The following is a 17,978-nucleotide window of genomic DNA, read 5'->3' as shown; positions in this document are numbered from 1 at the left end:
GCGCCTCATTCTCACGCCGCGCGGGCCTGCGTCAGGTGAGCAGCCCGTGGAACATCCGCGCCGCCGTCAGCGCCAGGAAGAGGGCGAAGGCGCGCTTGAGCATCAGCGGTGGGATGGTGTGGGCGAGGTGGACGCCCCAGGGCGTGGCGATGATGGAGCTGGGCACGATCAGCGCGAAGCCCACGAGGTTGACATAGCCGAGCGAGAGCGGCGGCAGGTGCGCCGCCCCCCAGCCGCCGGAGACGAAGCCGATGGTGGCGGGGATGGAGATGATGAGGCCGAAGACGGAGGCCGTGGCCACCGCCGCGCGGATGGGCGTGCCGAACATGGAGAGGATGGGCACGCCGACCGTGCCGCCGCCGATGCCCATCATGGCCGAGACGGTGCCGATGAAGCCGCCGATGCCCCAGAGGCCCGGCCCGCGCGGCGTGGTGTCGCGCAGTTTGAAGTCCACGCCGGTGAAGCCCATGTTCAGCGCCACCAGCAGGGCGATGGTGGCGAAGACGGCAGAGAGGGCATCGCCCTTCAGCCAGATGGCGAGCACGGTGCCGAGCGCCACGCCCAGGATCATCGAGGGCCAGATGGCGCGCAGCAGGGCGGTGTCGATGGCGCCCTTCGCGTGATGCTTGCGGGCGGAGACGATGGAGGTGGGGATGATGGTGGCGAGGCTGGTGCCCACGGCCAGCTTCATGCGCACCACCTCCTCGATGCCGAGCAGCGGGAAGACGTTGAACAGCACCGGCACGATGACGATGCCGCCGCCCACCCCAAGCAGCCCCGCCAGCGTGCCGGAGAGCAGCCCCGTCAGGGCCATGACGGCGGCCAGCGCGGCGAGCCAGAGGGGGTCGGAGAGCGTTTCCATGCGGGGCACCTTGGCGGGCGGGGGTTCTGGTTGCACGATGCCGTATCACTTCCCTTCTGGTCCGTCAGCCCGTGCCCTCCCTCGACTCCCTGTTGATCACCGATCCCTGGTTCTATGCGCTGGCGGTGCCGGCGCTGCTCATCACCGGCATCAGCAAGGGCGGCTTCGCCTCGGGGGGTGGCAATCTCTCGGTGCCGGCGATGGCGCTGCTGCTGCCGGCGCCGCAGGCCGCGGCCATCTCGCTGCCGGTGCTCTGCGCCATGGACCTCGCCGGGCTGCGCGCCTGGTGGGGGCGGTGGAGCGCGCGGGAGATGCGCGTCATCCTCCCCGGCGGGCTGGTGGGGATCGTGCTGGGCAGCCTGGCCTTCGGCGCCATGGGCGACCGGCTGACAAAGCTGATGGTGGGGGTGATCGCGCTTGCCTTCCTGGCGCGGGCGCTGTGGCTGGCGCGGCGTGGCACGCCCCCCGCCCCGGCGGCGCCCAGCGCGGTGCGCGGCGGCTTCTGGTCCATCGTCTCGGGCTTCACCAGCACCATCGCCCATGCCGGGGGGCCGCCGCTGGCGGTCTATCTCTACCCGCTGCGGCTGGAGCGGGCGCAGCTGGCGGCGACCACGGTTGTGTTCTTCGGGGTGGTCAACTACGCCAAGCTGGTGCCCTATGCGGCGCTCGGGCAACTCAGCCTGGGCAACCTGCTCACCAGCCTGGTGCTGCTGCCGCTGGCGCCGGTGGGCGTGCGGCTCGGCGTCTGGCTGCAGGGGCGCATCAGCGACAAGGTGTTTTATCGGTTGATCTACTCTCTTCTGGCGCTGACCGGCGGCAAGCTGGTGGCGGATGGGCTGGGCCTGTGAGCGGCGCGGCCCCTTTCCTCGGCGTGCTGGGCGGCATGGGGCCGCTGGCGAGCGCGCAATTCATGCTGCGGCTGACGCTGCTGACCCCCGCCATGCGCGACCAGGACCACCTGCCCGCGCTGCTGTGGTCCGACCCGCGCATCCCGGACCGCACCGCCGCCCGGCTGGGCCAGGGGGAGGACCCGCTGCCCTGGCTGCTGCGCGGGCTGCGCGGGCTGGAGGCGGCGGGCTGCGGCGCCATCGCCATTCCCTGCAACACGGCGCATGGCTGGTACGAGGCCATGCAGGCCGCCACCGCCCTGCCCATCCTGCACATCGTGGACGCGGCGGCGGAGGATCTGGCGCGGCAGGGCATCCGGGGCGGGCGCATCGGCCTGCTGGCCACGGCGGGGACGCTGGCCATGCGGCTTTACCAGCAGCGCCTCGAAGGGCGCGGCTATGACTGCCTGGTGCCGACGGAGGCGGAGATGGCCACCCTGGTCTCCCCCGGCATCGCGCTGGTGAAGGCCAACCGCGTGGCCGAGGCCTATGCCCCGCTGGCCGAGGCCGCCCGGGCGCTGAAGGCGCGCGGCGCGGCGGCGGTGGTGCTGGGCTGCACGGAAATCCCGCTGGGCATCCAGGCCGGGCCGGCGGCGGAGATCGGCCTGCCGCTGGTGGATACCATCGACGCGCTGGCGCTGGCGGCGCTGCGCTGGGCCGGGAAGTAGGTTTTAAATATCTTCTTTTTCTGAAGAAAAAGAAGCAAAAAGACTTTTTTCAGTTTAGCGTCCCGCCTCAGACCCGAAGCGGGACGCCAACTGAGAAAAGTTTTTTGGTTCTTTTTTTCTAAAAAAGAACGATAACTTTAAAACCCTTATTCTTCCAGCAGCGCCAGCGTATTCCGCGCCCCCATGGCGCGCGCCATCTGCGCGGCGGTGGCGCCGGAGGCATCGGTGGCGTTGCGGTCCGCCCCGGCGTCGAGCAGCTTCCGCAGCACGATATCCCGGTTGAACAGGGCGGCCAGCATCAGGGGCGTGCGGCCATCGGGGCCGGCGGCGTCCACCCGCGCGCCATGGGCCAGCAGGGCCTCCACCACCGCCGTGGCGTCCTTGAACACCGCCCCGGCAAGGGGGAGCTGCCCGCGGTCATTGGGCAGGTCCGGGTTGGCACCGTGGCGCAGCAGCAGGCGCACCGCCGCATCCTGCCCATGATAGGCGGCGAGCATCAGCAGGCTGTCCCCCTTGTCGTTGCGCAGGTCGGCGGGCAGGCCGTGGGCCAGGGCCTCCTCCAGCAGCGCCACATTCCCGGCGCGGGCGGCGTCGAAGAGGCGGCTGGCGAGGTCGCTCAGGGCTTCGGGGGTGTCATCGCTCATCGGCTGGGTTCTCCTGCGGCGGATATGGGGGCGGGGCGGGCGCAACGAAGGGGCGCCACCCCTGGACAAGCCCGCGCCACGGCGCGAGCCTGCGCCTTTCCTCCCGACTGCCGGAGCCTGGACTGCCTTGACCGCCATCGTGACCTCGCGCCGCCCCTGGGTGGGTGTTCCCGCCTGCCACCGTGACCTGGGCGGGCATATGCAGCATGCCACCCCCTCGCGCTACATGATCGCCCTGGCCGAGGGCGCCGGCGTCCGCCCGGTGCTGCTGCCCCCCCTGCCTGCCCTGGAGGTGGCCGAGGCGCTGGAGCGGCTGGACGGGCTGCTGATCCCCGGCTCGCCGAGCAATGTGCAGCCCGCCCTCTATGGCGGCCCCGCCGCGCCGGAGGGCGAGATGGAGGACCCGGACCGCGATGCCTTCACCCTGCCGCTGATCCGCGCCGCCGTGGCGCGCGGCCTGCCGGTGCTGGCCATCTGCCGTGGATTGCAGGAGATGAACGTGGCCTTCGGCGGCACGCTGCACAGCCGCCTGCATGTGCTGGACGGGCGCGACGACCATCGCGGCCATGGCGGCACCAGCGCGGAGCGCTACCAGATGCGCCATGACGTGCAGGCGGAGGGGCTGCTGCGCGAGATCACCGGGCAGGCGCGCTTCCGGGTGAATTCGGTGCACATGCAGGGCGTGGACCGCGTGGCCGAGGCCCTGGCGGTGGAGGCCGTGGCGCCGGACGGCACGGTGGAGGCGCTGCGCCCGAAGGAGTCGAAGGGCTTCCACCTCGCCGTGCAGTGGCACCCGGAATGGCGCTACCACGAGGACGCGCCGAGCACCGCGATCTTCCGCGCCTTCGGCGCCGCCTGCCAGGAGGCCGCGGCATGAGCGGCTGGAAGAAGAACGCCGGCAGCCCCTTCGCGCGCGAGAAGCAGCCGGCCCTGGCCAGCAGGGGCATGGTGGTGACGAACCACCCCGTGGCCTCGGCGGCGGGGGCGGAGATGCTGCTGGCCGGCGGCAATGCGGTGGATGCGGCCATCGCCGCGCTCTTCACCCTCTCGGTGGTGGAGCCGATGATGGTGGGGCCGCTGGGCGGTGGCGTCGCGCATCTGCGGCTGGCCGATGGGCGGCATCTGGTGCTGGATGGCCTCTCCACCGCCCCGGCGGCGGCGCGGCCGGACATGTACACCCCGATTTCCGACACCCTGCCGGACTACCAGGAGACGGAAGGGCGGAAGAACGCGCTGGGCGTGCTGGCCATGGGCGTGCCGGGCGCGCTGGCCGGCTGGTGCCAGGCCCTGGCGCAGCACGGCACCCTGCCGCTGGAGGAGGTGCTGCGCCCCGCCATCCGCGCGGCGGCGGAGGGCTTCCGCGCCACCGCCTATCTGGTCGGCGCCATCGCCGATGCGGCGGCGGAACTGGCGCTGGACCCGGGGCTGGCCGCCACCTTCCTGCCCGGCGGCGCCCCGCCCGAGGTGGGCGCGCTGGTGCGCCAGCCGGAGCTGGCGGCCTCGCTGCGCCTGATCGCCCAGCACGGCCCCGCCGCCCTCTATGACGGCCCGCTGGGAGAGGCCCTGGCCGGGCACATGGCGGCCTCGGGCGGGCTGATCACCCGCGCCGACCTCGCCGCCTACCGCGTGGTGGAGCGCGCGCCCGTCACCGGGCATTACCGCGGCTATGCGGTGATGGCGCCGCCGCCGCCCTCCTCCTCCGGCGTGCACATCACCCAGATGCTGAACCTGCTGGAGGGCTACGACATCGGCGCCCTCGGCTCCGGCAGCGCGGCCACGGTGCACCTGCTGGCCGAGGTGCTGAAGATGGCCTTCGCCGACCGCGGCGTGGCCACGGCGGACCCGGCCTTCGTCAAGGTGCCGGTGGAGCGGCTGACCTCCAAAGAGTATGCCGCCGAGCGCCGCGCCCTGCTGCGCCAGGACCGCGCGCAGGACTGGGCGCCGGGCATCCCGCCGGCCGAATCCGCCAACACCACCCATGTCACGGTGGCGGATGCGGCGGGCAACATCGTCGCCACGACGCAGACCATCAACAGCCTGTTCGGGGCGCGCTTCACCATCCCCGGCACCGGGCTGATCGCCAACAACTACATGTTCAACTTCGACCCGCATCCGGGCCAGGCGCTGTCGGTCGCGCCGGGCAAGCGGGTCTTCACCTCGATGGCGCCGACCATCGTGGCGAAGGACGGCAAGCCCTGCTTCGCCCTCGGCCTGCCGGGCGGGCTGCGCATCTTCGGCTCGGCCATGCAGGCGGTGATCAACCTGATCGACCACGGCATGGAGTTGCAGGACGCGGTGGAGGCGCCGCGCGTCTGGACCAACGGGCATACGCTGGAACTGGAGCCGACCATCGGCGCGGCGCTCGATGCGGCGCTCTCCGGCCTCGGGCACAAGGTGCAGCGGGTGAAGCATATCGGCGGCGGCATGGGCGCGGTGCGCTTCCATGACAACGGCATGATCGAGGGCGCCGCCTGCTGGCGCGCCGATGGCACGCCGGTGGGGATTTCCGGCGGCCTGGCCCGGCCGGGGGTGCGCTTTAACCCGGAAGTCAGGAATAAGGCGTAAAAAGAGACAGGGATAAAAAAAGGCCGGGGGAAGGAATTCCCCCGGACCCCCATCTTTTTTCTGTCAGAAAGCCCTCAGGGGCACAGGCAGCCATCCGTCGGGCCGGACTCGCCACGCACGATGTGGTGGTCGATCCACTCGGACACCAGCCGGCGCGCCTCGTTCACCGAGGCCTCGGGGTGATGAATCCGGTACAGCGCCGTGCAGGCGCGGAATGACGAGAGATCGTCATTCCCCGTCTCGCGCAGTTCGCGATACGCGGTCACCACCGCCCGCTCACACCGACGGGTGATGTGGCTGAAGTCGTTGCCCATCCGCTCTCTCCTGCAGTTGCGAGCCAAATGAGAATCACTCGCAACTCGTCCCGGCGGTTTTTATAAGCTCATCTGAATGGCTGTTCAAGTTTCCTCTGCGCGAGGAGGCGGCCATCAGGCCCCCTCCCCGCCCGTGCCGCTCAGGCGGCCGCCACCGCCTCGGCCAGGGCCTTGCCGACATCGGCGGTATTGGCCTGCCCGCCCATGTCGCGCGTGCGGGGGCCGCCCTCGGCCAGCAGCGTCTCGATGCTGCGGGTGATGGCGTCCGCCGCCTGCTTCTCGCCCAGATGCTCCAGCATCATCGCCCCGGACCAGATCTGGCCGATCGGGTTGCAGATATGCTTGCCGGCGATATCCGGCGCCGAGCCATGCACCGGCTCGAACATCGAGGGATGCGCCTTCTCCGGGTTGATATTGGCCGAGGGCGCGATGCCGATGGAGCCCGCCACCGCCGGGCCGAGATCCGAAAGAATATCCCCGAACAGGTTGGAGCCCACCACCACGTCGAACCAGTCCGGATGCTGCACGAACTGGGCACAGAGAATGTCGATGTGGAACTGGTCCGTCGTCACCTCGGGGTAGTTCTTCGCCATGGCGGCGAAGCGCTCATCCCAGTAGGGCATGGTGAAGGTGATGCCGTTGGACTTGGTGGCGCTGGTCACCTTCTTGCGCGGGCGGGTCATCGCCAGTTCGAAGGCGTATTTCATCACCCGGTCCACGCCCTTGCGGGTGAAGACGGCATCCTGGGTGACGAATTCCCGCTCCGTCCCGGCGAACATCTTGCCGCCGCTGGAGGAATATTCACCCTCGGTGTTCTCGCGCACCACGTAGAAGTCGATCTCGGCCGGGGTGCGGTTGGCCAGCGGCGTCTTGGCGCCCGGCATCAGCTTGCAGGGGCGCAGGCTGATATACTGGTCGAACTCCCGCCGGATCGGGATCAGCAGGCCCCAGAGCGAGATATGGTCCGGCACGCCCGGCCAGCCCACGGCACCGAGAAAAATGCTGTCGCTCTCGCGCAGCTGGTCGATGCCGTCTTCCGGCATCATCCGCCCCGTCTTCTGGTAGGTCTCACAGGACCAGTCGTAATGCGCCAGCTCCAGTTCGAAGCCGAAGCGCCGCGCCGCCGCGTCCAGCACGCGCAGCCCCTCGGGCACGGTCTCCTTGCCGATGCCGTCACCCGGCACGACGGCAATGCGGTATTTGCGGGACATGGGTCCTCCTCCAGTCAGGGCCGGCGGAGCGTGGCCGCACCGCCCCGGCAGGGCAAGGCCCCCCTCCCCCGCTCCGGCAGCAGCTTCTGCTGCGCGATGCCTCGGCGCGAGGGTTTCAAGGCAAGAGGTTCTTTTTTGAAAAAAAGAACCAAAAAACTTTTTTCAGTTCAGCGTCCCGCTTGGACGGGAGACGGCGGCAGCCTGAAAGAAAGTCTTTTTGCTTCTTTTTCTTCAGAAAAAGAAGATATCTATGATTTTAAATAAAAAAATAAACAAAAGTAAATCTATATCGCTACTTCCTCCATCCATCCCCGCGCCTGGATCTCGGCTGCCACCCGCGCCGCCTCATCCAGCGGCGCGCGCGGGAACAGCGCCGCGCCCGGGGCCAGGGGCCGGGCCTGCCCGGCGGCATAGAGGCTTTCCCACAGCCGGCGGTGGCGCGGCGCGGTGGTGGTCTCGGCGATGAAGACCGGCGCCGGGCTGGCCAGGGCCTCGCTGAGCATCGAGACCGAGTCGCCAGTGACGATGATGGCATCCGCCCAGGCCAGGAAGCCGGCATAGGGGTTGGCGCCGCCGCCGCCCCAGCCATGCAGCCGGTGCGGAACCCCCTCCAGCGCGGCGGCCAGGGCCTGGCGCGCGGCGGCACCGCTGCGGCGGGAGGTGGTGGCGAGCACGCTGCCGCCCAGGCCCGCCGCCTGCCGGCCGAGCGCGGCCGCCAGTGCCGGCTCCATCCCCTGCCCGCGCACCGCCCCGCCAAGCAGCAGCGCCACGCGCGGCCCGGGCAGCGCCGCCAGCTCCGCCCACTCCGCCCGCGCGGTGGCGAGCACCGCCGGCCCCATCCGGTGGCAGGCGCCGAGGATGGGGAAGAGGTTGGCGGCGGGCTTCGGCGCGTCATGCCGGCCGATCACCAGCAGGTCGAAGGACTCGGCGCCAAAGCCGGGGCGCATGGCATGCACCAGCCGCGCGCCGCGCCGCCCGAGCCAGCGCGCCACCGGCGCCGAGCGCCGCCCGGCCGAGATCACCAGCCCCGGCGCGGGGCCGAGCAGCGCCGCCCGCGCCCCCGGCGCCAGCCCCGCCAGCGTCGGCACCGGCCAGGGAATCCGCGCCAGCGCGCCCCATTCCAGCGGCAGGCTGCGGAAGGGCACGCCCAGCCGCTCGGCGATGCCGAGGGCCTGCGCCGCCGTGCCGGCGCGTGGATCGGCCAGCACCCAGACACCGGGAGACGCATCCGTCATGGACGCGCCCCGCACAGGGCGTTACCAACCGCCACCAAAGGAGACCCCGCCATGCCCTCGACCCACGCCTCTGATTGGGACCGCGACGCCGCCCTGACCGCCGCGCGCATTCTGCTGGAGATCAAGGCCGTCAACTTCCGCCCGGAAGAGCCGTATACCTTCACCAGCGGATGGAAGAGCCCGGTTTACATCGACTGCCGCAAAATCATTTTCTTCCCCCGCGCGCGCAACAAGATCATCGACCTCGCGGTGGAGAAGATCGGCCGCCACATCGGCTATGAGACGATCGAGGCCGTGGCGGGCGGCGAGACCGCCGGCATCCCCTATGCCGCCTGGATCGCCGACCGGATGATGGCGCCGATGTCCTATGTGCGGAAGAAGCCCAAGGGCTTCGGCAAGAACGCCCAGATCGAGGGCGATGTCCCCGAGGGCAAGCGCACCCTGCTGGTCGAGGACCTGACGACCGACGGCGCCTCCAAGATCCGCTTCGCCCAGGCCCTGCGCGATGCCGGCGCCATCTGCGACCACACCTTCGTCGTCTTCTTCTATGGCGTCTTCCCCGGCGGGCAGGAGCGGCTGAAGGACATCAACCTCAACCTCCTCCACCTCTGCACCTGGTGGGACGTGCTCGAGGTCTGCCGCGAGAAGCCCTATTTCTCCGAGGCCGCGCTGAAGGAAGTCCGCAAGTTCCTGGAAGACCCCACCGGCTGGTCCAAGGCCCATGGCGGCATCGGCTCCCCCGACGAAATCCAGACCGCTTGATTCTTTCTTTCAGGCTGCCGCCGTCCCGTTGAGAAGCGGGACGCAACACGGAAGCCGGGGGGCGGTTTGCATCGCCTCGCCGGGTTCCGCACCTCGGTGCACCCCTGGGCCCAGGCGATCGTGCCCCGTGCCGCGATCCCGTCCCGGCCATGACCGGCAGCTGACAAAAAACCGGCCATGACCGGCAGCTGGAAAAAAACTGGAAAAAAAGGGGGAGGGTGGGAAAGTGCGGCGAGACAGGGCCAGGACGGCCGTGGCCGGTGCCGCGCTCCCGTCCCGGCCATGAGCGGCAGATGGAACCGGCATGGCAAGGGTGGTGTTGGCGGGGTTGTTCGGGCTGCTCCCGGCGCTGGCTCTGGCCCAGGGGAATGGTGCCGGGAATGGTGCGGGGAATAGCCCGGCCGGGGGCACGCGCGAGAGCCTGACCATCGGCATCACGCAATACCCCTCCACCTTCCACCCCAATATCGAGTCGATGGCGGCGAAGTCCTATATCCTGGGCTTCGCGCGGCGGCCGATGACGGCCTATGACGCGGATTGGAAGCTCACCTGCCTCGCCTGTGAGCGGCTGCCCAGCCTGGAGAATGGCGATGCCGTGCCGGAGACGACGCCGGAGGGCAAGGCGGGCCTGCGCCTGACCTACCGCCTGCGCGAGGGCGAGCGCTGGGCCGATGGCACCCCCGTCTCGGCCGAGGATCTGCGCTTCGCCTGGGAGGCCGGGCGCGCCTTCGAGACCGGCTTCGGTCCCGCCGAGTTCTACCGCTCCGCCTATGAGCTGATCGTGGTGGACCCGCGCACGGTGACGCTGCGGCTGGACAAGGTGACCTATGATTTCGCTTCCCTCGGCGATTTCCAGCCCCTGCCCGCCCGCATCGAGCGCCCGCGCTGGGAGGCGGACCGCCGCGCCTATCGCAGCCGCACCGCCTATGACACCGAGACCACCAATCCCGCCCTGTGGAACGGCCCCTACCGCATCAGCGCCGTGCAGCCCGGCAGCGGCGTGACGCTGGAGCGCAACCCGCACTGGGCAGGCCCCGCCCCGGCCTTCGCCCGCATCGGCATCCGCGCCGTGGAGAACACGGCGGCGCTGGAGGCGCAGCTGCTGGCCGGGCAGGTGGACATGATCGCGGGGGAGCTGGGCCTGCCGCTGGAACAGGCGACCGCGCTGCAGAAGCGCAGCGGCGAGCGCTTCCGCTTCGCCTTCACCCCCGGCCTGACCTACGAGCATATCGACCTGCGGCTGGACAACCCGATCCTGGCCGACCGGCGCCTGCGCCAGGCCCTGCTGCTGGCGGCGGACCGGGCGCAGATCGTGGCGCGGCTCTATGACGGGCAGCAGGCCGTGGCCGCCAGCGGCATCCACCCGCGCGATGCCATGTTCGACCCGGACATCCCGCAATACCCCTTCGACCCCGCCCGCGCCGCCGCCCTGCTGGAGCAGGCCGGCTGGCGCATGGCGCCCGATGGCATCCGCCGCGACGCCAGCGGCCAGAAGCTCAGCCTGGAGTTCATGAGCACCGCCGGCAACCGCGCGCGGGAGCAGGTGCAGCAGATCCTGGCCGGCATGTGGAAGGCCGTGGGCATCGAGGCGCGCATCCGCAACGAGCCGCCGCGCGTCTTCTTCAGCGAGACGCTGAGCAAAAGGCGCTTCGGCGGGCTGGCGCTCTTCGCCTGGATCAGCAGCCCGGAGAGCGTGCCGCGCTCCACCTTCCATTCGGACGAGATCCCGCGCGAGGCGCGCAATTTCTCCGGCCAGAACTACACCGGCTACAGCAACCCGGAGGTGGACCGGCTGCTGGAGGCCATCCCGCTGGAGCTCGACCCGGCGAAGCGCCGCCCGCTCTGGTCCGCCCTGCAACGCCAGATCGCGGAGGACCTGCCGGTGCTGCCGCTCTGGCACCGCTCGGACGCCCATATCTGGCCGCGCTGGCTGGAGGGGGTGCGGCCCACCGGGCACCTCAATTACTCCTCGCTCTGGGTGGCGGAATGGCGGGCGCGCTGAGGCTGGCGGCGCTGCGCCTGCCGCAGATCGCGCTGACGCTGCTGCTGCTCTCCCTGGCCGCGTGGTTCGCCATCGGGCTGATGCCGGGGGACCCGGTGTCGCTCGCCCTCGTCTCCGACCCGCGGCTGACGGCGGAGGATGCCGCCCGGCTGCGCGCCCTGCACGGGCTGGATCAGCCCCTGCTCACCCGCTACCTGGCCTGGGGGGCGGGGGTGCTGCGCGGGGAATTCGGCTATTCGCGCCTCTTCGCCCAGCCGGTGGGGGCGGTGCTCTGGCCGGCGCTGCGCGCCACCCTGGCGCTGGTCGGCGCCGCCGTGGCGCTGGCGGCGCTGCTCGGCGTGGCGCTGGGCGGGCTGGCGGCGCGCCGGCCGCGCGCAGCGCCGCTGGTGCAGGCGGCGGCGCTGCTGGGGCAGGCGGTGCCCTCCTTCTGGCTCGGCATCCTGCTGGTCATTCTGTTCGCCGTCACGCTGGGCTGGCTGCCGGCGGGCGGCCTGCCGGAGCCGGGGCAATCCGCCCTGCCCTTCCTGGTGCTGCCGGTGGCCACCATCGCCTTCGGCCACATGGCCGCCTATGCCCGCCACGCCGCCACCGCGCTGCGGGCGGAGCTGGCGCGGCCGCACATCACCGCCGCCCGCGCCCGCGGCAATGGCGAGGGGCGCATCCTCTGGCGCCACGCCCTGCCCAATGCCGCCGTGCCGCTGCTGACCCTGCTGGCGCTCGATGCCGGCGCCCTGGTCTCCGGCGCGCTGGTGACGGAGACGCTCTTCGCCCGCCCCGGCATGGGCAAGCTGCTCTATGACGCGGTGATGGGCAATGACTACAATCTCGCCCTGCTGGCGCTGCTGCTGGTGGCGCTGGTGACGATGCTGGCGACGCTGGCCGCCGATCTCGCCCAGGCCTGGATCGACCCGCGCATTGGCGAGGGGCGATGACGCGGCTTCGCCTCGGCCTCCTGCTGCTCGGGCTGCTGGCGCTGGCGGCGCTGGCGGCGCCCTGGCTCGGCGCCGCGCTGGGGCGGGATGCCTTCACGCCGGATCTCTTCGCCCGCTATGCCCCGCCCGGCGGCGATTTCCCGCTGGGCGCGGATGAGCTGGGGCGCGACCTGCTGCTGCGCCTTGCCTATGGGGCGCGGGTGTCGCTCGGCGTCGGGCTGGCGGCGGCGCTGGCGGCCTCGCTGCTGGGCACGGGCATCGGGCTGCTGGCCGCCTGGCGCGGCGGCTGGGTGGATGCGGTGCTGATGCGGCTGGCCGATGGGCTGCTGGCGCTGCCGGCGCTGCCCATCCTGGTGCTGCTGGCGGCGATGGACCCGGCGAAGCTCGGCCTGCCGCGCGGCGAGGCGCTGACGGATATCCTGCGCATCGTCGCCATCCTGGTGCTGTTCGGCTGGGTGGGGGTGGCGCGGCTGGCGCGGGCGGCGGCACTCTCCCTGTTGGCGCAGGACTATATCCGCGCCGCGCGGGCGCTGGGCGTCTCCGAGGCGCGGCTGCTCTGGCGCCATGTGCTGCCTGGGCTGCGGGCGCCGGTGGCGGTGGCCTGCGCGCTCTCGGTCGCCGGGGCGATCCTGGCGGAGAGCGTGCTGAGCTTCCTCGGCCTCGGCATCCAGCCCCCCGCACCCTCCTGGGGCAATATGCTGGCCAATGCGCAGGAGGCGGTCTTCGCCGCGCCGCTGGCCGCTGTCTGGCCTGGCCTCGCGATCCTGGCCGCCGTGGCCGGCTGTGCCCTGGTGGCCGATGGCGTGGCGCGCGAGAGAGACCGATGAAGCTGCTGGACGGCCTTTTTTCCGTGGTGCGTGCCTATCTCGACATGGCGGCGTTCTTCCACTCGCTGAACAGGCTGGTGGGCTCGCTGATCATCCTCCTGGTCCTGGTGGTGGCCTATGGGCTGTGGCGGCGGCTGCGCCGCCGGCGCCCGGACTGAAAAAGTTTTTTTGGTTCTTTTTTCCAAAAAAGAACCTCTTCCTTCCTTCCCCTTGACCTTTCTCTCCCCCCTCCTGCATTCTTTCCAACAGAAATAATTTCTACTGGAAAGAAAATGTCTGCCCCCCTGCCGCTCACCGGCCTGCGCGTGCTGGATTTCGGCCACACCGTCATGGGCCCGTCCTGCGGCGTGGTGCTGGCCGATCTCGGCGCCGAGGTCATCCGCATCGAGCCGCCGGAGGGCGACCGCACCCGCCGCCTCGGCGGCTTCGGCACCGGCTTCTTCGCCACCTACAACCGCAACAAGGCCAGCCTCGCGCTGGACCTGAAGGACCCGCGCGGGCAGGCGGTGCTGCGCCGCCTCCTCCCCACCGCCGATGTGCTGGTGGAGAATTTCGCCCCCGGCACCATGGAGCGCCTGGGCCTCGGCTGGGAGGCGCTGCGCGCCATCAACCCCCGCCTCGTCTATTGCGCGCTGAAGGGCTACCTGCCCGGCCCCTATGAGGACCTCCCCGCGCTGGACGAGGTGGTGCAGATGCAGGGCGGGCTGGCCCATATGACCGGCCTGCCCGGCCGCCCCATGCGCGCCGGCACCTCGGTGGTGGACATCATGGGCGGTGTGTTCGGCGTGGTCGGCATCCTGGCCGCGCTGCGCCAGCGGGAGCAGACAGGCCAGGGCCAGAAGGTGCAATCCGCGCTGTTCGAAAGCGTGGCCTTCATGATGGGCCAGCACATGGCCGCCGGCGCCATGGCCGGGGAGCGCGTGCCGCCGATGACGGCCCGCCGCATCACCTGGGCCATCTACGACGTCTTCACCGCCGCCGACGGGCAGGTTTTCGTCGGTGTCACCAGCGACCAGCACTGGCAGCGCCTGGCCACCCGGCTCGGCCTCGCGGAGCTGGCGGCGGACCCGGCCCTGGCCGACAATGCCGGCCGCGTCGCCGCCCGTGACCGCATCATGCCCAGGCTGACAGACATCTTCAGCGGCATGACGGTGGCCGGGGTGCTGGAACTCGGCCGCGCCGCGCGCATCCCCTGCGCCCCCGTGGCGCATCCGGAGGATCTGTTCACCGACCCGCATCTCCTGGCCAGCGGCATCCTGGGCGAGACGCGGCTGCGCCCCGGCCTCGCCGCGCCCCTGCCGATGACGCCGCTGCGTTTCGAGGACGCCCCCCTCACCCTGCGCCGCCAGCCGCCCGCGGTGGGCGAGGGCGCGGCGGAAATCCTCGCCGCCCTCGGCATCGGCGCGGGGGAGCAGGCAGAACTGGCGGCGGCGGGTATCCTCGCCCTCCCCGACCCGGAGCCCGCCGCATGAGCCTGCCCGCCCGCATCGAGATCCGCGAGGAAGGCCCGCGCGAGGGCTTCCAGTTCGAGACGGGGGAGATCCCGACGGCGCGCAAGATCGCGCTGATCCAGGCCCTGGCCGGCACGGGGCTGCGGCGCATCCAGACGGTGTCCTTCGTCGATCCGCGCCGGGTGCCGGGCATGGCGGATGCGGAACGCGTCTGCCAGGGGCTACAGGCGGTGGAGGGCGTGGCCTTCGGCGCGCTCTGGCTGAATGCGAAAGGCTTCCTGCGCGCCCTCGTCGCGCCGAACCTCACCATCGATGGCAGCGTGTCCGTCTCCGCTTCCGAGGTGTTTGGCAAACGCAACCAGAACCGCGACCGGGAACAGGACCTCGCCGCCGCCGCCGCGCTGATGGCGCTCTATGCCGAGCACAAGGTGCCCTTCGCCCGCGCCACCATCATGGCCGCCTTCGGCTGCAATTTTCAGGGCGAGGTGCCGGTTGCCGCGGTGCTGGACCGCATCGCCGCCATCCTCGCCCTGGCCGGCGGGGCGGGGCTGGCGCGGCCGGTCATCTCCCTGGCCGATACCATGGCCTGGGCCACGCCGCACCGCATCGCCCAGGTGGTGGGCGCCGTGCGCGAAACCTGGCCCGACCTCGAACTCTCCCTGCACCTGCACGACACGCGCGGCCTGGCCATGGTGAATGCCTGGGAGGGGATGCGCCTCGGCGTCACCCGCTTCGATGCCGCCATTGCCGGGCTGGGCGGCTGCCCCTTCGCGAAGCACAGCGGCGCGGCCGGGAATCTCTGCACCGAGGATCTCGCCCTGCTCTGCGCGGAATCCGGCATCGAGACGGGGCTGGACCTGGACGCCCTGCTGGAGGCCGCGCGCCTCGCGGAAGACGTGGTGGGGCATCCCCTGCCGGGGCGGGCGAAACAGGGCGGAACACTTCATTCAAAGGTTTGAATTTCTTCTTTTTCTGAAGAAAAAGAAGCAAAAAGACTTTCTTTCAGGCTGCCGCCGTCTCCCGGCACAGCGGGACGCTGAACTGATAAACGTTTTTTGGTTCTTTTTTTCCAAAAAAGAACATTTTTCCTGCTGAAATTGCGAATGCCTCTCAACAACCCTAAAGAGAGGCCATGCTGTTCCGCCGCCGCACCCGCCGCCCTGCCGCTCCGCCGCCCCTGCCCTTGTCCGTGGTGCGGGAGGCCAGCGCGGAGCAACTCCAGGCGGCCTTTTCCGGCCCGCCGGAGGAGGCCGCGCGCTGGATCGCCGCCGCCGCCCGCGCCGGCATGACCGAGGGGCAGATCCTCTACGGGCAGATCCTGCTGGAAGGGCGCGGCGTGGCGGAGGATCGCGCGGCGGCGCTGGGCTGGTTTCAGGTCGCCGCCCAGGCGGGGGATCTGAAGGGCCTCACCATGGTCGGCCGCTGCCATGAAATGGGCTGGGGCACGCCGGTGGACCTGCCACGCGCCGCCGCGCTGTATCGGGAGGCGGCGGAAAAGGGCTTCGGCTGGGCGCAGTACAACCTCGCCACCCTGCTGGCGCGCGGCGCCGGCGTGGCGGAGGACCGGGCGGAAGCCCTGCGCTGGTTCCGCCGCGCCGCCGAGGGCGGCCACGCCAAATCCATGACCGTGCTCGGCACCTGGATGGAACAGGGCTGGGAAACCCCGCGCGACGTGGCGGCGGCCCATGCGCTCTATGCCCGCGCGGCGGAACTCGGGGATTTTCGCGCGCAGTATAATATGGGCAGCCTGGCCGCCGAGGCCGGGCGGGCGGAGGAGGCCCTGTCCTGGTTCCGCCGGGCGGCGGGGGCCGGCTCGCCCGGCTTCCTGGGCAAGATGGCCCGTGCCCTGGCCACCCGCCCCGAGCCACAGTTGCGCGCCTTCGGCGAAACCCTGCTGGCGGAGCTGATCCGCAAGGCCGGCCCCGCCGCCTGAGTCAGGCCCAGAAGGCCGCGTCATCCTCCAGATTGGCGGCGAAAAAGCTGGCCTCGCGGATGCGCACGCCGGAGGAGCCCCCGTCGGAGAAGCCATAGACCGCCATTTCGCGGCCGCGGATCAGGCGGCCCTCCTTCTCCGCCTGCCATTCGATGATAGCGGCGCAGTGGCGGCCGGTCTCGATCGTCTCGACGACGCGCAGGGAGAAGCTGCCCCCGGTGGTGGCGAGCGCCCGGCGCAGCATATCGATCACCGCATCCGGGCCGATGAGCAGGCCCATATGCTCGCCCACCACCGGCTCGGACCAGCGGACATCCGGCGCCAGCCAGGGCCGCAGCGCCTCCGGGTCATTCGCCCGCCGCGCCTCGTAGAAGGCCCGCACCCAATCACCCGGCCCCTGTCCCGACCCCTGTCCCGACCCCTGTCCCGACCCCTGTCCCGACCCTGGCCCCATCACACCCCCTCCACCAGCGACTCGCTTCCCTGCCCCGCGCCCCGCCTCCCCACAGGACGGCGGCAGCCTGAAAAAAATTAACCCATGGCGGGGAGGGCGCGGCCGCCGATGAGGCGGAGGATGCGGGTGGGGCGCTCCACGCCGAGCAGGCGGTGGGCGATCAGGATGACGCTGCGGCCCTCGGTGGCGCTTTCCAGGGTTTCGAGGAAGGCGCGCTCGGCCAGCGGGTCCAGCCCGGCGGAGGGCTCGTCGAGGATGATGAGATCGGCCGGGGAGAGCAGCGCGCGCGCCAGGGCCAGCCGCCGTCCCTGCCCGCCGGAGAAGCGGGCGCCGCCCTCGCCGCAGGGGGTGTCCAGCCCCTGCGGCAGGGCGCGGATTTCGGCGGCGATGCCGGCGCGCTCCAGGGCCAGCCACAGGGCGGCGTCGTCCGCCTGGGGCGCGGCCATGCGGAGATTGGCGGCGATGCTGTCATCGAACAGCCGCGCATCCTGCGTCAGGCAGGCGATGCGGGCGCGCACGGCATCGGCCGGAAGATCGGCCAGATCGACCCCGCCCAGGGTGAAGCGCCCGGCCTGCGGGGCCGCCAGCTTCAGCAGCAGCGTGGCCAGGGTGGATTTGCCGGCGCCCGAGGGGCCGAGCAGCGCCAGCCGCCCGCCCTCCGGCAGGTCGAAGCTGAGATCGGTGAAGACCGGCTCGCGGTCCTCCGCCCAGGCGAAGCGGACGCCCTCGGCGCGCAGGGTGTGGCCGCGCGGCGGGGCGGCGGGGCTGGCGGGCTCGGCCACGGGGGGCGGGGTGTCGGCGGCCTCGAACAGGCGGCGGGCGCTGGCGCCGGCGGCGGCCAGGGCGGTGCCGGCGCGCGGCAGCCCGGCCAGCACCTCCCCCGCCGCCAGGGCGAGGAACAGGCCAATGATGGTGGCGCCCACCGCGCCCGGCCCGCCGGCCAGCCCATAGCCCAGCGCGCCGAGCAGCGCCGCCTGGGCCAGCAGCGCCCCGGCGGCCCCGCCCCAGGCGGCGCGGCGGGTGAGCTGTTCCTGGGTTTCGGCCAGGGCGGCGGCGGAGACTTCCAGCCGGGCCAGGGCGCGCGGCTCGGCATTGGCGGCCAGCATGTCCTCGATGCCCAGCAGCGGGTCCACGGCGGCGGTGCGGAGCTGGCTCTGCGCCTCGGCCACGGCGGCGGCGCGCAGCGCGGCCACCAGCCGGCGCAGCGCCGCCTCCCCGCCCAGCGCCGGGT

Annotated in this window: 20 protein-coding genes; 13 read left to right on the top strand and 7 right to left on the bottom strand. The window is 71.4% G+C overall.

The features are described 5' to 3' along the window. Nucleotides 1-31 precede the first annotated feature (31 nt). Nucleotides 32-862, bottom strand: a complete 831-nt coding sequence (locus NON00_RS14550) for a sulfite exporter TauE/SafE family protein (protein ID WP_256022353.1) — start codon at nucleotides 860-862, stop codon at nucleotides 32-34. Nucleotides 863-933: 71 nt separating this feature from the next. Between NON00_RS14550 and NON00_RS14545 the strand changes: the two genes are divergently transcribed. After that, nucleotides 934-1,710: a sulfite exporter TauE/SafE family protein gene (locus NON00_RS14545; RefSeq protein WP_256022352.1), complete on the top strand. Its 777-nt coding sequence runs from the start codon at nucleotides 934-936 to the stop codon at nucleotides 1,708-1,710. Beyond that, on the top strand, nucleotides 1,707-2,417 hold the full coding sequence (locus NON00_RS14540) for an amino acid racemase (protein ID WP_256022351.1): 711 nt from the start codon (nucleotides 1,707-1,709) through the stop codon (nucleotides 2,415-2,417). The genes NON00_RS14545 and NON00_RS14540 overlap by 4 nt, the downstream gene beginning before the upstream one ends. 146 nt (nucleotides 2,418-2,563) lie before the next feature. On the opposite strand, the gene NON00_RS14535 is transcribed toward NON00_RS14540, so the two are convergent. Further along, a complete protein-coding gene (locus tag NON00_RS14535; protein WP_256022350.1) occupies nucleotides 2,564-3,061 on the bottom strand; it encodes an ankyrin repeat domain-containing protein in 498 nt (165 codons plus the stop codon). A gap of 127 nt (nucleotides 3,062-3,188) precedes the next feature. Between NON00_RS14535 and NON00_RS14530 the strand changes: the two genes are divergently transcribed. Both NON00_RS14530 and ggt read left to right on the top strand, forming a co-directional pair. Then, nucleotides 3,189-3,938, top strand: a complete 750-nt coding sequence (locus NON00_RS14530) for a gamma-glutamyl-gamma-aminobutyrate hydrolase family protein (RefSeq protein WP_256022348.1) — start codon at nucleotides 3,189-3,191, stop codon at nucleotides 3,936-3,938. Beyond that, nucleotides 3,935-5,626: a gamma-glutamyltransferase gene (ggt, locus tag NON00_RS14525; RefSeq protein WP_256022346.1), complete on the top strand. Its 1,692-nt coding sequence runs from the start codon at nucleotides 3,935-3,937 to the stop codon at nucleotides 5,624-5,626. Before NON00_RS14530 ends, ggt begins: the two co-directional genes overlap by 4 nt. A 74-nt stretch (nucleotides 5,627-5,700) precedes the next feature. Here ggt and NON00_RS14520 read toward each other — a convergent pair whose 3' ends face one another. Both NON00_RS14520 and NON00_RS14515 read right to left on the bottom strand, forming a co-directional pair. Continuing rightward, complete coding sequence (locus NON00_RS14520) at nucleotides 5,701-5,940, bottom strand: hypothetical protein (RefSeq protein WP_256022344.1); 240 nt, start codon at nucleotides 5,938-5,940, stop codon at nucleotides 5,701-5,703. A 140-nt stretch (nucleotides 5,941-6,080) separates the two neighbouring features. Beyond that, a complete protein-coding gene (locus NON00_RS14515) occupies nucleotides 6,081-7,151 on the bottom strand; it encodes a tartrate dehydrogenase (RefSeq protein WP_256022343.1) in 1,071 nt (356 codons plus the stop codon). Between the two features lie 30 nt (nucleotides 7,152-7,181). On the opposite strand from NON00_RS14515, the gene NON00_RS14510 reads away from it, so the two are divergent. Continuing rightward, nucleotides 7,182-7,415 (top strand): hypothetical protein, encoded by a 234-nt coding sequence (locus NON00_RS14510; RefSeq protein ID WP_256022342.1) that lies wholly within the window; start codon nucleotides 7,182-7,184, stop codon nucleotides 7,413-7,415. Between the two features lie 20 nt (nucleotides 7,416-7,435). Here the strand turns inward: NON00_RS14510 and NON00_RS14505 are convergent, their stop codons facing one another. Further along, complete coding sequence (locus tag NON00_RS14505) at nucleotides 7,436-8,386, bottom strand: mitochondrial fission ELM1 family protein (RefSeq protein WP_256022340.1); 951 nt, start codon at nucleotides 8,384-8,386, stop codon at nucleotides 7,436-7,438. Between the two features lie 51 nt (nucleotides 8,387-8,437). Between NON00_RS14505 and NON00_RS14500 the strand changes: the two genes are divergently transcribed. From NON00_RS14500 to NON00_RS14465, 8 genes are all read left to right on the top strand, one after another. Then, nucleotides 8,438-9,148, top strand: coding sequence for an orotate phosphoribosyltransferase (locus tag NON00_RS14500; protein WP_256022339.1), 711 nt, complete (start codon nucleotides 8,438-8,440; stop codon nucleotides 9,146-9,148). A 304-nt stretch (nucleotides 9,149-9,452) separates the two neighbouring features. After that, entirely contained in the window at nucleotides 9,453-11,150 is a 1,698-nt protein-coding gene (locus NON00_RS14495) for a peptide ABC transporter substrate-binding protein (RefSeq protein ID WP_256022338.1), read from the top strand. Further along, nucleotides 11,135-12,082 carry an ABC transporter permease gene (locus tag NON00_RS14490; protein WP_256022337.1) on the top strand — a complete coding sequence of 316 codons (948 nt, stop codon included), beginning with the start codon at nucleotides 11,135-11,137 and terminating at the stop codon, nucleotides 12,080-12,082. Before NON00_RS14495 ends, NON00_RS14490 begins: the two co-directional genes overlap by 16 nt. Beyond that, entirely contained in the window at nucleotides 12,079-12,909 is an 831-nt protein-coding gene (locus NON00_RS14485; protein ID WP_256022336.1) for an ABC transporter permease, read from the top strand. The genes NON00_RS14490 and NON00_RS14485 overlap by 4 nt, the downstream gene beginning before the upstream one ends. Continuing rightward, nucleotides 12,906-13,067, top strand: coding sequence for a hypothetical protein (locus NON00_RS14480; protein ID WP_256022335.1), 162 nt, complete (start codon nucleotides 12,906-12,908; stop codon nucleotides 13,065-13,067). The genes NON00_RS14485 and NON00_RS14480 overlap by 4 nt, the downstream gene beginning before the upstream one ends. 114 nt (nucleotides 13,068-13,181) lie before the next feature. Then, nucleotides 13,182-14,381 (top strand): CaiB/BaiF CoA-transferase family protein, encoded by a 1,200-nt coding sequence (locus NON00_RS14475; protein ID WP_256022334.1) that lies wholly within the window; start codon nucleotides 13,182-13,184, stop codon nucleotides 14,379-14,381. Next, nucleotides 14,378-15,319: a hydroxymethylglutaryl-CoA lyase gene (locus tag NON00_RS14470; protein WP_256022333.1), complete on the top strand. Its 942-nt coding sequence runs from the start codon at nucleotides 14,378-14,380 to the stop codon at nucleotides 15,317-15,319. Before NON00_RS14475 ends, NON00_RS14470 begins: the two co-directional genes overlap by 4 nt. 173 nt (nucleotides 15,320-15,492) lie before the next feature. Next, complete coding sequence (locus NON00_RS14465) at nucleotides 15,493-16,293, top strand: tetratricopeptide repeat protein (protein ID WP_256022332.1); 801 nt, start codon at nucleotides 15,493-15,495, stop codon at nucleotides 16,291-16,293. Between the two features lies 1 nt (nucleotide 16,294). Here the strand turns inward: NON00_RS14465 and NON00_RS14460 are convergent, their stop codons facing one another. Together NON00_RS14460 and NON00_RS14455 are read right to left on the bottom strand one after the other, a co-directional pair. Then, nucleotides 16,295-16,675, bottom strand: coding sequence for a nuclear transport factor 2 family protein (locus tag NON00_RS14460; protein WP_256022331.1), 381 nt, complete (start codon nucleotides 16,673-16,675; stop codon nucleotides 16,295-16,297). A gap of 149 nt (nucleotides 16,676-16,824) precedes the next feature. After that, a partial coding sequence (locus NON00_RS14455; protein ID WP_256022330.1) for an ATP-binding cassette domain-containing protein occupies nucleotides 16,825-17,978 on the bottom strand: 1,154 nt, incomplete at its 5' end.

The sequence above is a fragment of the Roseomonas sp. GC11 genome, from assembly GCF_024437745.1.
Taxonomy (GTDB): Bacteria; Pseudomonadota; Alphaproteobacteria; order Acetobacterales; family Acetobacteraceae; genus Pseudoroseomonas.
The sequence above is the reverse complement of the archived record's forward strand: the minus strand, read 5'-3'. Positions and strand labels throughout refer to the sequence as shown.